Origin of the sequence: Yersinia sp. 2545 StPb PI (genome assembly GCF_052217125.1) — a bacterium.
Lineage (GTDB): Bacteria > Pseudomonadota > Gammaproteobacteria > Enterobacterales > Enterobacteriaceae > Yersinia > Yersinia enterocolitica_E.
Window position 1 is genome coordinate 1,556,863 of record NZ_JAZGPY010000001.1, and the last position, 20,142, is coordinate 1,577,004.

The following is a 20,142-nucleotide window of genomic DNA, read 5'->3' on the forward strand; positions in this document are numbered from 1 at the left end:
ATGAACCTTTTTATCAGCGGTGGTGCCAGTGGCATTGGACGGAGTGTGGTCATTGCGGCTTTAGGCAAAGGCTGGAATGTTGGTTTTAGTTACTATAATAATAGGGATGGCGCACAACAACTTCTTGATATCGCCGCCGCACAGTTCCCACAACAATTATGTCGCGCTTATGAACTCGATGTTACCGACAGCGGCGCAGTAGAGTCAGTAGGTGACTGCCTTCTCGCCGATTTTAGCAATTTTGATGCGGTTATTTGCAATGCCGGGATAGATTTACCTGGCAATTTGGTTTCGATGACTGATGAAGATTGGGCTTTAGTACTTAATACCAATTTAAGTGGCTCGTTCTATCTCATTCGTTATTTCTTGCCTTTATTTCTTGCCAATAAATATGGGCGCATTGTCACTCTATCTTCCCTCGCTAAAGATGGGTCATCAGGACAAGCGGCTTATGCTGCATCAAAAGCCGGTTTGGTCGGGTTAACTAAAACAACGGCGAAGGAATATGGACGTTTCGGTATTACGGCCAATGTTGTTGTCCCAGGCTTAATTGATACCGAAATTATTGGAAATGACATTAAGGGTATTAAGAATTTTTTTGCTCAACATGCGCCAGTGGGAAGGCTAGGTTCCCCCAGTGAAGTAGCTGAGGTCATTTTATTTCTTGTAGCTAAAGAAAGTAGTTATGTAAACGGCGCGGTTTTCAGTGTGACCGGTGGCATTGACTGGGTTTATTAACTTCGGGATACCTTAATGAATAATATTGGTATTGAAAAAATCCGTATCTACCCAAGTAGCTTGGCGCTGAAGTTATCTGAATTGGCACAAGCACGTGGTGGAGACAACAAATACATTCAAGAATCTTTAATGGTTATAAAGCGCAGTTTAGTACCACAGTGGGAAGATGCGGTCACCCTTGCAGTCAATAGTGCCAAAGATATGCTCAACGATCAGGACCGTTCGGATATTGGTTTATTTATTATTGCAACAGAGTCAGGCTTAGACCAGGAAAAGGCTATAAGTACTTGGGCGCACCGCTATTTGAGACTGCCTGCGACTTGCCGTGTTTTTGAACTGAAATCTGCCTGCCATGCCGGAGCGGCGGCATTAAAAATGGCTGAGTCATGGATATCATCCGGTCTTAATCACGGTAAGAAAGTGCTATTGATCAATGTGGATATCAGTAATAACATGATTTGCCACGGAAAGATGGAGTATAGCCTTGGCGCTGGGGCTATTGCCTTGCTTATCTCAAATAATCCTCTTTTTGCGGTCATTGAAACGGGGAAATCGGGTATTCATACTCATGAAGTGACGGATGTTATTCGTCCTCTTCCTTGGAAAGAGGTCGCTTTCGATGTAGAAGCCAGTCTTTTCTCTTATATGGATGGACTCGAAAATGCTTTCGAGGAATATTGTAAACAGACACCTGATGCTCGAGAGAGTGCCTACTTCAATTATAATTTATACCACGTCCCTTTCCCTGGAATTAGTAAAGAAGCACATAAAATATTATTAGAACTCCAAGGGCTCTTTGGAAAAGAGGCATTAGCTACTTTATTTAAACAAAAAGTTATGCCTTCTCTATATTATTCGCAAGAAATAGGGGCAACCTATTGTGGCAGTATTTTTCTTTCCCTATTTTCACTGATTGTAAAAGCACCAGAGCTTCAACCAGGTGATCGAATTGGGGTCTACTCTTATGGTTCAGGGTCCTGTGCTGAGTATTTCAGTATGCAGGTCGGGGATCAAGCGTTAGAGATTGCGCAACAGCAAGGTACGGCATTGAACATATTGCTTGCCCAGCGGAAAATATTGGATATAGCGGCATACGAGCAACTGGAAAATGCGCGTAGTGCACAAATGCAAGGTAAAGACTATAGCTTAGACAGGGACAACTTACAGGACTGGTATACACAACATTACAGCGGGAGTGGGCTCCTTATTCTTGAGCGTATTGATAACCACTTACGGAGTTATCGCTATGCATGAATATGTCACTGTACCTATCAAATTTAATCCCAATTCATTAGCCGACTTCGAAAGCCGCTTTATCTCTGCGCTAAATAACGAGCGCTATAACGTTATTGTGCTTACGGGCGGGCCTACCTACTTTAGTATGGGTATGGATCTTACGTATATTTCTACCGATTATGACGCCAACTTTGTGTCACAGTTCTGCACTATCCTAAAAATGGTAAGGAGTAGCCATAAGCCAGTATTAGCTAAGGTTGAAGGAAATGTTATCGCGGGGGGAATTGCCTTACTGTCAGTCGTCGATTTTATTCTATCGAGCGATACTGCTTCTTTTAGTTTGCCAGAAGTCACATTTGGAATTACACCAACAATAGCCATGTCTTGCTTACTTGAACGTATTAGGCCTCATCATCTTAAATACTTCGTATGGAGTTCAAGTGTTATTTCGGCAAAACAAGCCCTAAAATGGGGTTTAATCGATCAGGTAAATATACTGGAAAACTTAGACCAAGATATTCAAGTTATGAGTAAGAAGCTATCTCGCGTTCCAACATCCGCTATAAAAGAAAGTAAGTTACTGTTGACGGAACATCATTCTTTCGACGAAAGGCTGGATTTAGGTGGACATCTTCTGGTGAAAAAATTAAATGACTCTCAGACCATAGAAAAAATATGTCAGTATTTAGAAAATATCAAGTTGTTTAATGATGAATATGCGGATGACAAATATGAAAAAACTCTATTTAAGAAAAATTGATGAAGGCATCGTTTTTATGCATATTAACGATCCAGTCAACAATAATGCCATTGATGATGAATTCTGTTTACAGTTGCATGGTATTATCGACACGATAAAGAAAGACAAAACCATTAAAGTACTTATTTTAGTCGGATTGCCTGATATATTTTGTACCGGTGGAACCGAGGCGTTTTTACAAAGCCTAATCACACACTACAAAACTAATATTGAGCATGAGTATGCCAATCACCTCAAGAACTTTCTGAATATACCGATCCCAGTTATTGCTGCGATGGAAGGCAGTGCTACAGGTGGGGGATTAGTCTTAGGTTTATATGCGGATATTTTAGTCGCGGCGGAAGAGAGCCGCTATGGCATGTCATTTATGAACATGGGTTTCACCCCAGGGATGGGATCAACCGCCATGAGTAAGGCGGCATTTGGTTACTATACCGGTTTTGAAATGATGGTCACCGGTAACTATCTTAGAGGCTGTGAGCTGAAAGGAAAATGTTGTTTCAATTATATTTTGCCTCGCGCCACGGTCATGGAAAAAGCCATTGAATTGGCTACAGCCATTGCTGAAAAACCACGCCATAGCTTGGAGTTATTAAAAAAATACATGTCTATCGACAGACGAAAAACACTAGAGGAAACAAGCACCATAGAGGCGTTTATGCACCATATTGCATTTAATCAAAGCAATATTGAACAGCAAATACAAGACAATTACACGGGTTAGATATGCTGAATAACTTTAGTGAAATGACCGTATTGGTAACTGGCGGTACGAAAGGTATCGGGCGGGCTACTGTTGAAAGCTTTGTTAAGGCGGGAGCAAAAGTATATGGCACTTATTTTTGGGGAGACAATTTAGATGAAGTTGAAAACTATTTTTCTCAATATATCAATCGTCCAATCTTCCTTCAGGCGGATATCAGTGATGAAGACACAACCATACGGCTAATTGAAACCATTGCTCAAGAAAACAAAAGAATCGATATTCTTATTCTCAATGCTGCGTTTGCTCCCCAATTTAAAGATACTTATAAATTTAGGGGGCTGCTTGATAGTATTGAACACAACGCCTGGCCACTTGTCACTTATATAGATTGCATTAAGCAATATTTTTTTCAATATCCTGGTTATGTAGTTGCAATTACTTCCGAAGGACATCGTAGTTGCCATATAACAGGCTATGATTATGTTGCGGCATCGAAAGCGGTATTGGAAACATTAACTAAATACATTGGTGCACGGGAAAATATCATTATTAACTGCATTTCACCTGGTGTGGTAGATACAGAAGCCTTTGAATTGGTTTTTGGTAAAAAAGCACAAACATTTATTCGAAAATTTGATCCAGATTTCATTGTCAAACCTGAGGCTGTTGGCAATGTAAGTGTAGCTCTTTGCAGCGGATTAATGGATGCCGTGCGTGGTCAGGTCATCACCGTTGATAATGGCAGGATGTTTACTGACAACTTTACCAAGTGGATCGAAATGATTGAAACTCATTTTGTCGAGAAATAATGAGGGAGAATCTCCTCTATCACGAATATTACTCCGAGTTAACTCATATATCGCTCGGTATTATTCACGTTACTTTAACCTAAAAGGTATTAATCATGTCTATTTCCAAAGGTAACTCATTTCTTGGCCGATGGAAACTTGAGTCCTGTGTTGGTAACAGTGGAGGTATACATATTTATCCTATAGGTAGTGAACCGTTTGGTATGTTGACCTATACCGAACAATATATGATGGTGTTTATTGCATCAGGTAAAAGAACTCAATTTAGCACGGAGGATATTCGTGCTATCCCGTCAGAACAGATCGTGGCAGATTTTCCTAAATTTGAAACATATTGTGGCCATTACGATGTGAATCACGATAAAAACATCGTCACGCATTTTATTGAAAATAGCAAAATTCCCAATCAAATTGGCACTGAATTTCGCCGATACTTTATTTTTGAGTATGATAAGTTAATTCTTAAATCCACGGATGGTATATTTCTCAATGGGGAGTCATGGTTGTTTGAGCTTGTTTGGAACAGAGAAGAATAAATTTTTATTAATAAATAAGAGAGGATGTTATGGATAGAGAATATATTGCTAATATTGTGAAAAAACACATTATTAATTCTGTCGATGGTATCAAGGAAGATGACATTGATTTGCAAAAATCAATGGCAGACTATGGCGCAAGCAGCTTAGACATAGTTTCCGTTGTCTCAGGTGCTATGAGAGAGTTAAAAATAAAAATCCCACGTACTGAGTTAAAAAATATTAAATCTATAAACGGCCTGATTGATATGTTTGTAACGAGCAGTTCAGAGGCTTAGACATCTATGAACTATGGCCTACGGAGGGGCCATTTTCCGAACTAAAATAGGAAAGATTACCTATTTTTATAGCACCACCACAGTAAAGAGGGCGATACATGGCATCACATCATGCAATTTTATTTCCGGGGCAGGGGGCGCAGCGTCCAGACATGGGGGCTCCGATATTTGATATCTACCCCAAATTAGTGGCAGATGCTGAAGAAATTGCTGAGTTTAGTATTCGTGATTTTTTTCTGGATTATCCTGCGGATCGGTTTAGCAACACCCTTTACGTTCAGCCAGCTTTATATACAGTTAATGCTTTGTATTATCGTCGATATATTGATGAGTCTGGGGCGTTACCATTATTTCTAGCGGGTCATTCTCTTGGCGAATTTAATGCATTACATGCCGCCGGTGTATTCGACTTTGAAACAGGATTGCGTCTGGTAAAAAAAAGAGCCTTGCTGATGTCTGAAAGTCAGGGGGGAGGTATGGCTGCTGTTCTTGGTCTGAATGCTGAAGAAGTGGCTCAAATCCTTGAGGAGAATAATCTTTTTGATATTTCGATAGCTAATATTAACTCCGATTTACAAATGGTGATATCAGGGCCGATTGAGAGTATTAAACAGGCAGAAGAGATATTTTACGATAACTATGCAATTAAATATGTTGTACTGAGAGTGAGTGGTGCTTTTCATAGTACGATGTTAAATTCCGCAGCTATAAAATTCGGGGAATATATACAAGACTTTTCATTTTCATCGCCCACGATATCAGTTATCTCCAATAGGACGGCCTGTCCGTATACCGTATCCTCTGTAATAAAAAACCTCTCTGAGCATATTAATAAACCTGTCATGTGGAGGCAATCGGTTATCTATATGCGTACACACGGTGTAGATAGATTTACTGAGATGGGGGGGAGTTCTTTACTGCTGGATATGGTTAAGAATATTTTGTAGTAGTCTGGGTTTGAGGTCCAATGGTACGGAAGCGTACGATAGGGAATATTTTCTCATGGATTATCTCCCCTTCCTGCTGCCCTTGGCTTTACCCCAATTATCCCAAACTGGCGGATCTTCACGCTTGACCTACCCCAAAATCCTGCTCCATTCAGAAACATTTTTGAATTGAATTTATTAACTGATAGGGTTGTAACATCATAAAAAACAGCATGTTAGCCTTCCTCATTCTTAGGAGATAGCGCAACAATTAGAAAACACATAGTTGGTACTATAATCCACTGCTCAGCGCTGTATACAAACCATACATCTATAGGCATCCCTATAAGGAGATTCATTATAGACTGACGCAGCAAATCGCTGTCAGCAATCATCATTATTACAGTAAACCACATTCCTTTGATTAGAAGATTTTTTCCAGGTAGCTTCTCTCGAATAAATAACCAAATAAACACTTTACCCAGAGTCGGGATTAAAGCAGTTAAAGCAGCTATAACTACAATATAAACAGGATAAGGTTCCTGCAAAAGACCATCCATCCTACCTGCTTTAGTTGCAGCATCCATGTAGTCTAAAACCCATCCTCTTCCATATAAGACATGAAATGTGAAGCCAAATGCTGCTGACACTAATGTTACCAGACAAATACGTACCCAAAATATCATAAATTATTTCCTGCTATATTGTATGAAGAAGACATATTTTATCTCATTAATGGTGTTTCCTGAAAGTTGCATATACTAAATACTTTAAAAAATAAAGTGCCTTGCTCCGATATACGTTATCAAGAAGGCTCTCTCGCATTAGTGATATGAAGTTGGCAAAAGTTGCGTTGTCGGTTATTTAGGTGGCCAACAGATAAAATTTTTCCGCCGGTGACAATCTGTCGCCAGTTGGATGTTGAAGCTGTTCTTTGCGTATCATGTGCACTAACTCAATGCCCGCCAATATCGTCTGCGCACGTCTAAATGATTTGAAGCCCAGCATCGATCGTATCCGCCGTTTGATATTTCGGTGATCCTGCTCCACAAGGTTATTCAGGTACTTATTCTGCCTGACGGTAATGCTTTCTTCCGCCGGTTTGCTGGCATTGAGTGTAGCCAGAGCCGCTGTATTGGCACCACTTTTATCAATGGTGACCACCTCAGGTTCGCCGTGTTGGCGAATAGCCTTGCGGAAAAAACGCAGTGCCGCCCCAGCGTCCCGTTTGGCGGTGAGCAGGAAGTCGATGGTCTGGCCTGCAGTATCGACCGCCCGGTACAGATATTTCCACTGACCTTTGACTTTGATGTAGGTCTCGTCCATTCGCCACCGCCGACCTACGGTACGTTTATGCCGACGAAACGCCTTATCCAGCAAGGGCACCAAGCGGATAACCCAACGATGTAACGTGGAATGGTCAACGGCAATACCGCGTTCAGCCATCATCTCTTCCAAATTGCGCAGGCTCAGGGTATAAGCCAGATACCAGCGAACACATTGTACGATGATATCAACGGGATAATGCCGGCGTTTAAAGGCGTTTCGGATCAGAGACATGGTTAGGCAACATCTTAAAAAAAACAGCATGTTACCTGACGATGTCTTAATGCGACAGAACCGTTTATTTTACCTGCGCGTTTCTTACATCTTTGCCTGCTTCCCAAATGCGGTATTTCACATCAACTCCTTTTGGTACATAAACCACGATCGGTAGGCGACTGTTATAGCGCTGCATAGCGGCGTCCCCCAGATTGGCGGCGATAAATTGTGGGCGGCGGGTGTTATCCGGGCAAGCCATCATGGTTGAGGCCGGTTCGGAGATTTTATCCATCACCAAATAGTCAAAGCCCCAGCCAGACAAGGTTCTGGTTTCCAGATTGCCACCGAGCATATGGCGGTTGCAGTCAACTTCAATGGTTTTACCGATCAGCAATTCAACTTTGAAGCGGCTTTCGTCTTCTTGTGGCTCGAGGAAAATGACCTGGCGGCTCATGCCTTTTTCAGCTTGAGGATAAGGCGCAATCTTCTCTAACGGCTGTTGTTGATTAAGTGGTGGCTCAGTAGCGGCAATAGTGCTGGCAGAGGCGGCCATTAACAGGCTGGTTATGGCGATTGACAGTCTTTTCATCTTTTGTCCCTATGATTTTAATTCCAGATGCAAAAATATCATCTATTCAACAGGCTGATTATAGGTGAAATCCGATTGGCTGATTTATCTATCTGCTTAAAGCTCGATTTCAATATCGCCCTTTGGCTGACAACAACAGGGCAGGATCTCGCCGGCCTGAATAAAAGCTAAAGGTTGCTGCGAATAGCAGACTTCGCCTTTCAGCAAGCGCAGGCGGCAGGAGCCACAATAGCCAGAGCGGCATTGGTATTCGATGGGTACCTGATGATATTCAAGCGTTTCTAGCAAGTTACGGCTGTTCGCGGGCCGGTTAAGTTGAACACCGGTGGTGCTCAACTTGATAATGGATTTCATGGATTTCATGGATTACAGCTCGAAATCGCTCAGGTCGTCAGCACTGACTTCTGAATCAATTTGACCGACCAGATAAGAGCTGACTTCAACTTCCTGCGGTGCCACCTGCACGTTATCAGACACTAACCAGGAGTTGATCCACGGAATAGGGTTGGTTCGAGTAGCAAACGGCACACCCAGCCCCACCGCCTGCATGCGGATATTGGTGATGTATTCCACGTACTGACACAGAATCTCTTTGTTCAGACCAATCATGGAACCGTCACGGAACAGGTATTCAGCCCACTCTTTCTCTTGTTGGGCGGCCAGAACGAACAGGTCATAACACTGCTGTTGGCACTCTACGGCAATTTCGGCCATTTCCGGGTCATCTTCGCCAGAACGCATCAAATTAAGAATATGCTGGGTACCGGTTAAATGCAGGGCTTCATCGCGGGCAATCATTTTGATGATTTTGGCATTGCCTTCCATCAATTCGCGCTCCGCAAAAGCAAAGGAGCAGGCGAAACTGACATAAAAACGGATGGCTTCTAGCGCATTGACGCTCATCAGACACAGATAAAGCTGTTTTTTCAGCTCATGCAAATTGACGACGACAGTTTTACCATTAACTTGATGGGTGCCTTCCCCCAGCAGGTGGTAGTAGCTGGTCATTTCGATCAAATCATCATAATAGGCTGAGATATCTTTTGCGCGTTTGAGGATCTCTTCGTTGGTCACGATATCATCGAAAACTATCGACGGATCATTCACGATATTACGGATGATATGGGTGTACGAGCGTGAGTGGATGGTTTCTGAGAATGACCAGGTTTCCACCCAGGTTTCCAGTTCTGGAATTGAGATAAGCGGCAGTAAGGCAACGTTAGGGCTGCGGCCCTGAATTGAGTCCAGCAAGGTCTGGTATTTCAGGTTGCTGATAAAAATGTGTTTTTCATGATCTGGCAGTGCGTTGTAATCGATACGATCACGGGAGACATCTATCTCTTCTGGACGCCAGAAAAATGACAATTGCTTCTCAATCAGTTTTTCGAAAATAGCGTGTTTTTGCTGGTCGAAACGCGCCACGTTAACGGATTGACCAAAGAACATCGGTTCAAGCAACTGGTTATTTTTATTTTGCGAAAAAGTGGTATAGGCCATGATTTCCTCAGGGGACAACAATGCAAGGGCAAATGAAGAATGGCCCGGCGATAACCGTATTTGCGATTATCGCGTAGGGCCAGAACTATAAATCAGATCTTACATGCGCCGCCTTCACAGTCATCATCACCCGGCTGACTTTGAATATCTTCCTGCACATCATCAGCACCGTCGCGGGTGTTTTGATAGTAAAGGGTCTTCACACCAAATTTGTAGGTGGTCAGCAAATCTTTCAGCAATTGCTTCATCGGCACTTTGCCTGATGGGAAGCGGGTTGGGTCATAATTGGTGTTAGCTGAAATCGCCTGATCGACGAATTTCTGCATTAAGCCGACCAGTTGCAGGTAACCATCATTATTTGGCATATCCCACAGCAGTTCGTAAGCATCTTTCAAACGCTCATATTCAGGCACAACCTGGCGTAAAATGCCATCTTTCGAGGCTTTGATACTGACGTAACCACGCGGTGGCTCGATACCATTAGTGGCATTCGAGATCTGCGAAGACGTTTCAGATGGCATCAGCGCAGACAGTGTGGAGTTACGCAGGCCGTGAGTCTTAATATCGTTACGCAGCGTTTCCCAATCGTAGTGCAGTGGCTCGTTGCTGATGGCATCCAAATCTTTCTTATAGGTATCGATCGGCAAAATACCTTGCGAATAGGTGGTTTCATTGAACCACTGGCAGGCACCTTGCTCACGAGCCAACGCGTTAGAGGCTTTCAGCAAGTAGTACTGAATCGCTTCGAAGGTGCGGTGAGTCAGGTTATTAGCGCTGCCATCGGAATAACGCACGCCATTCTTCGCCAAGTAATAAGCAAAGTTAATCACCCCAATACCTAAGGTGCGACGGCCCATCGCGCCACGCTGCGCGGCGGCAATAGGGTAATCTTGGTAATCGAGCAAGGCATCCAGCGCACGTACAGCCAGTACCGCCAACTCTTCTAAATCGTCAAGGCTATCAATGGCACCTAAGTTGAAGGCAGACAGGGTGCAGAGCGCAATTTCGCCATTCTCGTCATTGATGTCATTGAGTGGTTTGGTTGGTAATGCAATTTCCAGACACAGGTTTGACTGCCGCACGGGGGCAATTTTCGGGTCAAACGGGCTGTGGGTGTTGCAGTGGTCAACGTTCTGAATATAGATACGGCCAGTCGAAGCACGCTCTTGCATCATCAGAGAGAATAACTCAACCGCTTTTACCCGTTGCTTACGGATGCTGCTGTCTTGTTCGTATTGGGTATAAAGGCGTTCAAACTCATCCTGATCAGCGAAGAACGCGTCATATAGCCCCGGTACATCCGATGGGCTAAACAGGGTGATATCTTCACCTTTTAGCAGGCGTTGATACATCAGTTTGTTGATTTGGACGCCGTAATCCATATGGCGCACGCGGTTGCCTTCAACACCACGGTTGTTCTTCAACACCAGTAGGCTTTCAACTTCCAGATGCCACATTGGGTAGAACAACGTGGCAGCACCTCCACGCACGCCACCCTGTGAACAGGATTTCACCGCAGTCTGGAAGTGTTTATAGAACGGGATACAACCGGTATGGAAAGCTTCACCACCACGGATTGGGCTACCTAACGCACGGATACGACCCGCATTGATACCGATACCGGCACGCTGTGACACATATTTAACAATGGCACTGGAGGTGGCATTGATAGAATCCAGGCTGTCACCACACTCGATTAACACACAAGAACTGAACTGACGAGTTGGGGTACGCACCCCTGACATAATCGGTGTCGGCAGCGAAATCTTAAAGGTTGAAACCGCATCATAGAAGCGTTTCACGTAATCGAGACGAGTTTCGCGCGGGTAGTTAGAGAACAGGCAGGCGGAAACCAGAATGTACAGGAATTGGGCACTTTCATAGATCTCACCGCTGACGCGGTTCTGCACCAGATATTTACCCTCCAACTGCTTAACCGCAGCGTAGGAGAAGTTCATATCGCGCCAATGGTCGATGAAAGTGTCCATCTGTTCGAATTCTTCTGCGGTATAATCTTCCAGCAGATGCTTGTCGTATTTACCCATTTCCACCATTTTCGCGACATGATCGACGAGTTTTGGCGGTTCAAACTGGCCATAGGCTTTTTTGCGCAGATGGAAAATAGCCAGACGCGCAGCCAGATACTGATAGTCAGGCGCATCGCGCGAGATAAGATCGGCCGCTGCTTTGATGATAGTTTCATGGATATCGGCAGTCTTAATGCCATCATAAAACTGAATGTGTGAACGCAATTCTACTTGAGAGACCGAGACGTTATGTAAACCTTCTGCGGCCCAGTCGATGACCCGGTGGATTTTATCCAGATTGATGCGTTCTTTGCTGCCATCGCGTTTAGTAACAAGTAGGCTTTGGTTCATGTGTTCTTGACCTTTTATCCCCGTTCTTCATGCACAAACAGCACAAATTTACACTCTCTATGATTACGAAAATCATTGAGGCTGTAGTGTATTGTTCAGTATGTAAACACTATATGTAGGGGGTGGGTAGTGGATAGATAACAAGATAGTGAGTATTGCGGCTTTTGGCAAGTGAACAAGATCGCTTAATTGTGTGGATAACTTGGGGGTGAATTGTTACGAAACGCTCTCAGACTGCGCCATCACTGGATCTTACCTACTGTCGCTTTGGGGGATAAGATTTTACTGAAAACCTTAAAAAGTGGATCGTTTGCCGGTTTATTAAACATTAGAAAAATTCCCTTCATCTTTCGCGCCGTAGCGGTGTTGGCTATCCTCACTCACCCCAGTCACTTAGTGGAATAAGCTCCTGGGAATTTGTTCGGTTTCCGCATTGCTACAACGCGAAATCTATTGGGTATTGTTTGATTTTTATACTCCCCACGCGATGAATTTATTCGCTATCTCGTTGAGTATGCACCATATAATTCACATCAACATTACCGCCAAGCTTAAAACGATCTGTTATCGGATTGTAATGTAGCCCGATAATGTGGCGCTCACGCAACAGGGTTTGATCAACCCAACCGATAAGTTCTGATGGGCGAATAAATTTTTTCGAATCATGGGTGCCTTTCGGAACCATTTTCAATATATATTCTGCACCGACCACGGCCATCAGCCAGGATTTGGTATTGCGGTTAATAGTTGAAAAGAATACGTGGCCACCGGGTTTGACCAATTGAGCGCAGGCGCGGATAACCGAGGCGGGATCTGGCACGTGTTCGAGCATCTCCATGCAGGTCACCACATCGTAGTGTTGTGGGTGTGCTTGCGCGTGGCTTTCAACTGTTTCTTGTACATAATCCAGTTTGGTACCGGTTTCCAGCGCATGTAGACGAGCCACTTGCAACGGCTCATAGCCCATGTCCAGACCTGTGACGTGTGCTCCTTCCCGAGCCATGCTTTCGGCCAAAATTCCACCACCGCAGCCGACATCCAGCACTTTCTTATCAAAAATACCGCCAGAGCGCTGTAAAATGTAATCAAGACGCAGCGGGTTAATGCGATGAAGAGGTTTGAATTCACCTTCTAAATCCCACCAGCGAGAGGCAACTGCCTCAAATTTAGCGATTTCTTGCTCGTCGACATTCTGATGGCTAGCTGTGTTATCTACACGCATGGAGAGTTCTCACTGTTCTGTTTCTTTGCGCAGATTATACATGTTCCCTTCCAATTGACGCAGAATAATACCGTTAAGTTAGGCGGATAAGCCCGACATAAAGTCGTTTCGACAAACATCACGTAGTTTCGCCAAAATCTGGGTTTTGTGATATAGTTTCGTACCTTTAAATCCGGTAATTAGTAGAGGGATAGCGGCTCAATGAGCGACCTTGCCAGAGAAATAACACCGGTCAACATCGAGGAAGAGCTGAAAAGCTCCTATCTGGATTATGCGATGTCCGTTATTGTCGGACGTGCTTTACCAGATGTCCGGGATGGACTGAAACCGGTGCACCGTCGCGTACTGTATGCGATGAATGTACTGGGTAATGACTGGAATAAACCATACAAAAAATCGGCCCGTGTAGTCGGGGACGTTATCGGTAAATATCACCCGCATGGTGACAGCGCGGTCTACGACACAATTGTGCGTATGGCCCAGCCGTTCTCACTGCGCTATATGCTGGTGGATGGGCAGGGCAACTTCGGTTCCGTCGATGGCGATTCTGCTGCGGCGATGCGTTATACCGAAATCCGTATGTCTAAAATTGCTCACGAATTGTTAGCGGATTTAGAAAAAGATACCGTTGACTTCGTGCCTAACTATGATGGTACGGAACAGATCCCCGCAGTGATGCCAACCCGAATCCCTAACCTGTTGGTTAACGGTTCGTCAGGTATTGCCGTAGGGATGGCAACCAATATTCCGCCACATAACCTGTCTGAGGTTATTGATGGCTGTCTGGCTCTGATCGAAGATGAAAACATCACCATTGAAGGGTTGATGGAGTTCATTCCAGGTCCAGATTTCCCAACAGCCGCCATTATTAATGGTCGCCGTGGTATTGAAGAGGCTTATCGTACTGGCCGTGGCAAGGTCTATATCCGTGCCCGTGCTGAAGTTGAAGCTGACGCGAAAACCGGCCGTGAAACCATTATTGTTCACGAGATCCCGTATCAGGTGAACAAAGCACGGTTGATTGAGAAAATCGCTGAGCTGGTCAAAGAGAAACGCGTAGAAGGCATCAGCGCGTTACGTGATGAGTCTGATAAAGACGGCATGCGTATCGTGATTGAGATTAAACGTGACGCCGTCGGGGAAGTGGTTCTAAATAACCTCTATTCACTGACGCAACTTCAGGTGACTTTCGGTATCAATATGGTGGCTCTGTCTCAAGGGCAGCCTAAATTGCTTAACCTGAAAGACATTCTGGTTGCATTTGTGCGCCACCGTCGTGAAGTGGTGACCCGTCGTACCATTTTTGAACTGCGTAAAGCACGTGACCGCGCACACATCCTTGAAGCATTGGCAATTGCACTGGCTAACATCGATCCGATTATCGAATTGATCCGCCGTGCCGCCACTCCTGCTGAAGCCAAAGCGGGCTTGATTGCCAATTCATGGGAATTAGGCAACGTGGCGTCAATGTTGGAACGTGCCGGTGATGACGCTGCCCGCCCTGAGTGGCTGGAAGCTGAATACGGTATCCGTGACGGCAGATATTTCCTCACCGAGCAACAAGCTCAGGCAATCTTGGATCTGCGTTTGCAGAAACTGACGGGTCTGGAGCATGAAAAACTGCTGGATGAGTATAAAGAGCTGTTGACCTTAATTGGTGAGTTGATCTTTATTCTGGAAAACCCGGATCGCCTGATGGAGGTTATCCGTGAAGAATTGGTTGCTATCAAAGACCAATATAACGACGCACGTCGTACTGAGATAACGGCTAATACTTCCGACATCAACATCGAAGATCTGATTAATCAGGAAGATGTGGTTGTGACGCTGTCCCATCAGGGCTACGTCAAATATCAACCGCTGACGGATTACGAAGCTCAGCGCCGTGGTGGTAAAGGTAAGTCGGCTGCCCGTATCAAAGAAGAAGACTTCATTGATCGTCTGTTGGTTGCCAATACCCATGATACTATTTTGTGCTTCTCCAGCCGTGGCCGTCTCTATTGGATGAAGGTCTATCAGTTGCCGGAAGCCAGCCGTGGTGCACGTGGTCGTCCGATCGTCAACTTATTGCCGCTTGAGCCAAATGAGCGTATTACCGCCATTCTGCCAGTGCGGGAATATGAAGAAGGCCGTCACATCTTTATGGCGACCGCCAGCGGCACCGTGAAGAAAACCGCTTTGACCGAGTTCAGTCGTCCACGCAGCGCCGGTATTATTGCCGTCAATCTGAATGAAGGCGATGAGCTGATTGGTGTGGATCTGACCGATGGCAGCAATGAAGTCATGCTGTTCTCTGCATTGGGTAAAGTGGTTCGCTTCCCTGAGTCACAGGTCCGTTCGATGGGCCGTACTGCGACCGGTGTACGTGGTATCAACCTCAATGGTGATGATCGGGTTATTTCTCTGATTATCCCACGTGGTGATGGCGAAATCTTGACTGTGACTGAAAACGGTTATGGTAAGCGTACCGCAGTGGAAGAGTACCCAACCAAGTCCCGTGCGACTCAGGGTGTTATCTCCATTAAAGTCAGTGAGCGTAATGGTAAGGTTGTGGGGGCTGTTCAGGTGGCTCCGACTGACCAGATCATGATGATCACCGATGCGGGTACTCTGGTACGTACTCGCGTATCTGAGGTGAGTGTCGTGGGGCGTAATACCCAAGGTGTGACGCTGATCCGTACCGCAGAAGATGAGCATGTCGTTGGTCTGCAACGTGTTGCTGAGCCAGAAGAGGATGATGAAATCCTTGATGGCGAATCATTAGAAGGTGAAGAGGGCGGCGAAGACGATGCTGCACTGAATACACCAGAAGATGAAGATGCTGCTGATGAAGCAGAAGAAGGCGATGCTGAAGATGAGGACGACAACGTATAATGCGTTGTTGAAAACAAGAGCCAGCTTACGAGCTGGCTTTTTTATGGGCTATTGGTAGTGTATTCTGTTGCTCATGCAGCCTGTCTGGCCCTACTTTCCACCCTGGAATCAGATTGAAATATCTCTCTTCATTTCGCACGACACTGAAAATATCCCGTTACTTGTTTCGGGTATTGGCCATTATGTTATGGTCACTTGGTGCACTGTTGACCACTTTTTATATCCTGAACATTCTCAACGAGAAAAAATCTGACATCCGTCAGGAATATAATACTAACTTTGAGCAGGCTCAGAGCTACATCAGGCACTCTGCCGATATCATCCGCGATATCAAATATATGGCGGAAAACAGATTAAATCAGGATTCGGCGAGCAGTGATATCGCTGCTGGCGCTTTTATCAAAAACAAAACGACACCACAATATCATCCGCTTAATACCGGTGCGGATTGTGCTGCACTTAATTCGTCGCGCCACTCTTCATTAAGTTCTCTTAGTAACCTGATTCTGTACTGGAAAGAGAACTTTGCCGCAGCTTATGACCTTAACCGGATATTCTTTATTGGCAGCGACACGCTGTGCATGGTGGATTTCGATATTCGCAATACCCCGATGGAGCAGGAGAGTCTGCTTAAGTCATTGAATGAAAATATTTTAAAATATCGAGATGCAAAAAATCAGGATAAAGACAGCACGTTGTATTGGATAGTACCGGGTGTGCGGCCTGAAATTGGTACCTTATATGTCCTGACCCCCCTCTATGTGGGCAACAAGCTAGAGGCAATGGTGGGTACTGAGCAAACTATCCGCCTGGAGGATTTTATCTCTTCCGGGACATTGCCTGTCGGCGTGACATTACTTGATCAGGATAATGAGCCGGTATTACGGTTAGCAACAGGGGAACGGTATGCTTCGATGTTAGACGATTACCCTGATTCTCCGTCTTATTTTGGCTACGTTGATGACTACAACTCGCTTATTCTAAAAAAGAATTTACTGCCATCAACCCTCAGCATCGCTTATTCCTTGCCGGTTAGAACGATAATAGATACATTCAAATTATTAATTTTTAATGCATTTCTTCTGAATGCGCTTTCTGGTGTTGTGATCTTTACTCTGGCGTGGCTATTTGAGCGAAAAATGTTCCATCCAGCAGAAGATAACGCTTTGAGGCTGGAGGAACATGAACAGTTCAACCGCAAAATTGTCGCTTCGGCTCCTGTGGGCATTTCTATTCTGCGCATTAGTGACGGGACCAATATCCTCAGCAATGAATTGGCACATAATTATATTAATTTGCTGACGAATGAGGATCGCGAACGTATTACACGCATTATTTGTGAGCAGCAGGCGAACTTTGTCGATGTCATGACCAGCAATAACAATAATCTACAAATTAGCTTTGTTCACTCCCGTTATCGTAATGAAGATGTGGCTATCTGTGTGCTGGTTGACGTCAGCTCGCGGGTCAAAATGGAAGAGTCACTGCAAGAGATGGCGGCGGCGGCGGAGCAGGCCAGCCAATCAAAATCGATGTTTTTAGCCACGGTCAGCCATGAGTTGCGCACGCCGCTATATGGGATTATCGGTAACCTCGATTTGTTGCAAACCAAAGAGTTACCTCACGGTGTTGAGCGACTGGTGACGGCGATGAATAATTCGTCAGGCTTATTACTCAAAATTATCAGCGACATCCTCGATTTTTCTAAAATAGAATCTGAACAACTGAAAATTGAGCCGAGTGAGTTCTCTACCGTGGAGGTGATAACCCATATTACGGCTAACTATTTACCGCTGGTGGTCAAAAAACGCTTAGGTCTCTACTGCTTTATTGAGCCTGATGTGCCACGACAGATGCTCGGCGATCCTGTCCGTTTGCAACAGGTGATTTCTAACCTGTTGAATAATGCTATAAAATTTACAGATACTGGCTGTATTATCTTGCAAGTACGGGTGCGCGGTGATTATCTGGAATTCCGAGTGCGAGATACCGGCGTGGGGATTAATTCACGTGAGATTAACCAGTTATTTGATCCATTCTTCCAGGTTGGAACTGGAGTGCAGCGCCATTTTCAAGGGACGGGGCTAGGCCTGGCTATCTGTGAGAAGTTGGTCAACCTGATGGATGGCGATGTTGAAGTGGTTTCAGAGCTAGGAATGGGCAGTATTTTTGCTATCCGCATTCCATTATATTTTGCCGAAAATGGCAATCGGGCTAAAAATGCCGTGTTACCGCAAAGCGACCGTTGGCAAGGGAAAACCTTGTGGTTGGATATCCGCAATGCGCGGTTGGAAAGCTATTTACTTGATTTATTGCGTCATTTTGGAGCCACGATCCGGCGTTACAGTAATGAACAGACCTTGCAGGATCAAGTGCTGATTTGTGATTACTTACCGCAAATAAACGCACCTCTATCGACGTGGATTCAAATCTCCATTGAGCACATTGGTCTGCCACAAGAGACACGTCCAGGCTATTGGTTACTGAGCACATCGACCCTACTCGAGATTATCCCGCTATTGGACCAGATATTGCTGGAACAACAATTGGTTGAGTGCGCGCCATTACAGTTGCCAGCACCGAAAGCAAATCAGGATGAGAATGCAGACTTGCAAATTCTGGTTGTGGACGATCATCCCATTAATCGCCGCTTGTTAGCCGATCAGCTCACCACTCTGGGCTACCAAGTGATTACCGCGAATGATGGGTTGGATGCTCTGGCAGTATTGAGTGCCAATAATGTCGATATTGTACTGACTGACGTGAACATGCCAAATATGGATGGTTATCGTCTGACTCAGCGCCTGCGGCAGTTAAACCATCATTTCCCGATCATTGGTGTAACCGCCAATGCATTAGCTGAAGGCAAACAACGCTGTATTGAAGCAGGGATGGATAACTGTTTGTCCAAGCCAGTGACACTGGATACATTGCGCCAGATGTTGGTTTACTATAGTGACAAAGTCCGCCGTTCACGTTAAAGCCTTCGTACTTGAAGCCGCAGGGGTGTTAGCTGCACTCATTCACCCGAATCACTTACGTGAGTAAGCTCCTCGGGATTTATTCGTTTGCTGCCTACCTGCAACTCCAATTACTTTGGCTTATATCTTGGTCTTGAAGCCGCAGGGGTGTTAGCTGCACTCATTCACCCGAATCACTTACGTGAGTAAGCTCCTCGGGATTTATTCGTTTGCTGCCTACCTGCAACTCCAATTACTTTGGCTTATGCCTTGGTCTTGAAGCCGCAGGGGTTAGCTGTTTAGGTCGTTTGGTTGTTATAACGAGAGTTAATGCATTAATAGCATGAATGGAAAAATGGATAAAAATAAGCCCGAGGTCACTGAGCAAATTTTGCTGAGCAACACCGGGCTTGAGATTATATCGGTAGATAAAGATTATTGTTCTTTATCAACCTGACTAATGGTTACAGATGAAAGATAGTTTAACAGCGCGATATCATTATCTACGCCCAGCTTCATCATGGCCGATTTCTTCTGGCTACTGATGGTTTTAATGCTGCGATTGAGTTTTCTGGCGATTTCAGTCACTAAGAAACCTTCAGCAAATAACCGTAAAACTTCACTCTCTTTCGGTGATAAACGTTTATCACCGTAACCATTAGCACTGATTTTCTCTAGCAGTTTAGCCACGCTCTCTGGGGTGAATTTCTTCCCTTTTTGTAGTGCGGCCAATGCCTTAGGCAAGTCGGCTGGTGCGCCTTGCTTTAATACTATCCCATCAATATCCAAGTCCAAAACTGAACTAAGAATAGCGGGATTATTATTCATGGTCAGAACAATTATGGCTAAATCTGGGTAATGCCTTTTTATATATTTTATCAGAGTGATGCCATCACCGTACTTATCCCCAGGCATGGAGAGGTCGGTAATTAGCACATTGGCATCAAGTTTAGACAAACTGTTAATAAGCGCTGTAGAGTCTTCAAACTCCCCGACAACGTTTACCCATTCAATTTGCTCAAGCGACTTTCGGATGCCAAACAACACAATTGGATGGTCATCAGCAATAATTACATTAAGGTTGTTCATGG

General features: G+C 44.7%; 18 protein-coding genes. 10 read left to right on the top strand and 8 right to left on the bottom strand.

The window, feature by feature from the left end; translation table 11 throughout:
- The 8 genes from V1955_RS07110 (at position 1) to fabD (ending at position 6,010) form a co-directional block, all read left to right on the top strand.
- A complete protein-coding gene (locus V1955_RS07110; protein WP_083158287.1) occupies positions 1-738 on the top strand; it encodes an SDR family NAD(P)-dependent oxidoreductase in 738 nt (245 codons plus the stop codon).
- 15 nt (positions 739-753) lie between these two features.
- Positions 754-1,992: a hydroxymethylglutaryl-CoA synthase family protein gene (locus V1955_RS07115; protein ID WP_442820710.1), complete on the top strand. Its 1,239-nt coding sequence runs from the start codon at positions 754-756 to the stop codon at positions 1,990-1,992.
- Positions 1,985-2,734, top strand: coding sequence for an enoyl-CoA hydratase/isomerase family protein (locus tag V1955_RS07120; RefSeq protein ID WP_083158289.1), 750 nt, complete (start codon positions 1,985-1,987; stop codon positions 2,732-2,734). Before V1955_RS07115 ends, V1955_RS07120 begins: the two co-directional genes overlap by 8 nt.
- Positions 2,706-3,458, top strand: a complete 753-nt coding sequence (locus V1955_RS07125) for a polyketide synthase (protein WP_083158290.1) — start codon at positions 2,706-2,708, stop codon at positions 3,456-3,458. The genes V1955_RS07120 and V1955_RS07125 overlap by 29 nt, the downstream gene beginning before the upstream one ends.
- A 2-nt stretch (positions 3,459-3,460) precedes the next feature.
- Positions 3,461-4,249, top strand: a complete 789-nt coding sequence (locus V1955_RS07130; protein ID WP_372569369.1) for an SDR family oxidoreductase — start codon at positions 3,461-3,463, stop codon at positions 4,247-4,249.
- 95 nt (positions 4,250-4,344) lie between these two features.
- Positions 4,345-4,785 (top strand): lipocalin-like domain-containing protein, encoded by a 441-nt coding sequence (locus V1955_RS07135; RefSeq protein WP_083158292.1) that lies wholly within the window; start codon positions 4,345-4,347, stop codon positions 4,783-4,785.
- A 29-nt stretch (positions 4,786-4,814) separates the two neighbouring features.
- Entirely contained in the window at positions 4,815-5,063 is a 249-nt protein-coding gene (locus V1955_RS07140; protein WP_083158293.1) for an acyl carrier protein, read from the top strand.
- A 98-nt stretch (positions 5,064-5,161) separates the two neighbouring features.
- Positions 5,162-6,010: an ACP S-malonyltransferase gene (fabD, locus tag V1955_RS07145; RefSeq protein ID WP_083158294.1), complete on the top strand. Its 849-nt coding sequence runs from the start codon at positions 5,162-5,164 to the stop codon at positions 6,008-6,010.
- A gap of 215 nt (positions 6,011-6,225) precedes the next feature.
- On the opposite strand, the gene V1955_RS07150 is transcribed toward fabD, so the two are convergent.
- From V1955_RS07150 to ubiG, 7 genes are all read right to left on the bottom strand, one after another.
- Positions 6,226-6,675, bottom strand: a complete 450-nt coding sequence (locus V1955_RS07150) for a hypothetical protein (RefSeq protein ID WP_083158295.1) — start codon at positions 6,673-6,675, stop codon at positions 6,226-6,228.
- A gap of 178 nt (positions 6,676-6,853) precedes the next feature.
- Positions 6,854-7,549: an IS6 family transposase gene (locus tag V1955_RS07155; RefSeq protein ID WP_442820711.1), complete on the bottom strand. Its 696-nt coding sequence runs from the start codon at positions 7,547-7,549 to the stop codon at positions 6,854-6,856.
- A 64-nt stretch (positions 7,550-7,613) separates the two neighbouring features.
- Complete coding sequence (eco, locus tag V1955_RS07160; RefSeq protein ID WP_083158297.1) at positions 7,614-8,120, bottom strand: serine protease inhibitor ecotin; 507 nt, start codon at positions 8,118-8,120, stop codon at positions 7,614-7,616.
- A gap of 96 nt (positions 8,121-8,216) precedes the next feature.
- Complete coding sequence (gene yfaE, locus V1955_RS07165; protein WP_102970384.1) at positions 8,217-8,474, bottom strand: class I ribonucleotide reductase maintenance protein YfaE; 258 nt, start codon at positions 8,472-8,474, stop codon at positions 8,217-8,219.
- A gap of 12 nt (positions 8,475-8,486) precedes the next feature.
- Entirely contained in the window at positions 8,487-9,617 is a 1,131-nt protein-coding gene (gene nrdB, locus V1955_RS07170) for a class Ia ribonucleoside-diphosphate reductase subunit beta (RefSeq protein ID WP_083158298.1), read from the bottom strand.
- A gap of 92 nt (positions 9,618-9,709) precedes the next feature.
- Complete coding sequence (gene nrdA, locus V1955_RS07175) at positions 9,710-11,995, bottom strand: class 1a ribonucleoside-diphosphate reductase subunit alpha (protein ID WP_083158299.1); 2,286 nt, start codon at positions 11,993-11,995, stop codon at positions 9,710-9,712.
- Between the two features lie 493 nt (positions 11,996-12,488).
- On the bottom strand, positions 12,489-13,217 hold the full coding sequence (ubiG, locus tag V1955_RS07180; RefSeq protein WP_372559445.1) for a bifunctional 2-polyprenyl-6-hydroxyphenol methylase/3-demethylubiquinol 3-O-methyltransferase UbiG: 729 nt from the start codon (positions 13,215-13,217) through the stop codon (positions 12,489-12,491).
- Between the two features lie 201 nt (positions 13,218-13,418).
- Between ubiG and gyrA the strand changes: the two genes are divergently transcribed.
- Both gyrA and rcsC read left to right on the top strand, forming a co-directional pair.
- Positions 13,419-16,091 carry a DNA topoisomerase (ATP-hydrolyzing) subunit A gene (gene gyrA / locus V1955_RS07185; RefSeq protein WP_442820712.1) on the top strand — a complete coding sequence of 891 codons (2,673 nt, stop codon included), beginning with the start codon at positions 13,419-13,421 and terminating at the stop codon, positions 16,089-16,091.
- A 113-nt stretch (positions 16,092-16,204) separates the two neighbouring features.
- The gene (gene rcsC / locus V1955_RS07190) at positions 16,205-19,072 is read left to right on the top strand and encodes a two-component system sensor histidine kinase RcsC (protein WP_372569366.1); all 2,868 of its coding nucleotides are present in this window, start codon (positions 16,205-16,207) and stop codon (positions 19,070-19,072) included.
- Positions 19,073-19,486: 414 nt separating this feature from the next.
- On the opposite strand, the gene rcsB is transcribed toward rcsC, so the two are convergent.
- Positions 19,487-20,140, bottom strand: a complete 654-nt coding sequence (gene rcsB, locus V1955_RS07195) for a response regulator transcription factor RcsB (protein WP_005192390.1) — start codon at positions 20,138-20,140, stop codon at positions 19,487-19,489.
- Positions 20,141-20,142: the final 2 nt, after the last annotated feature.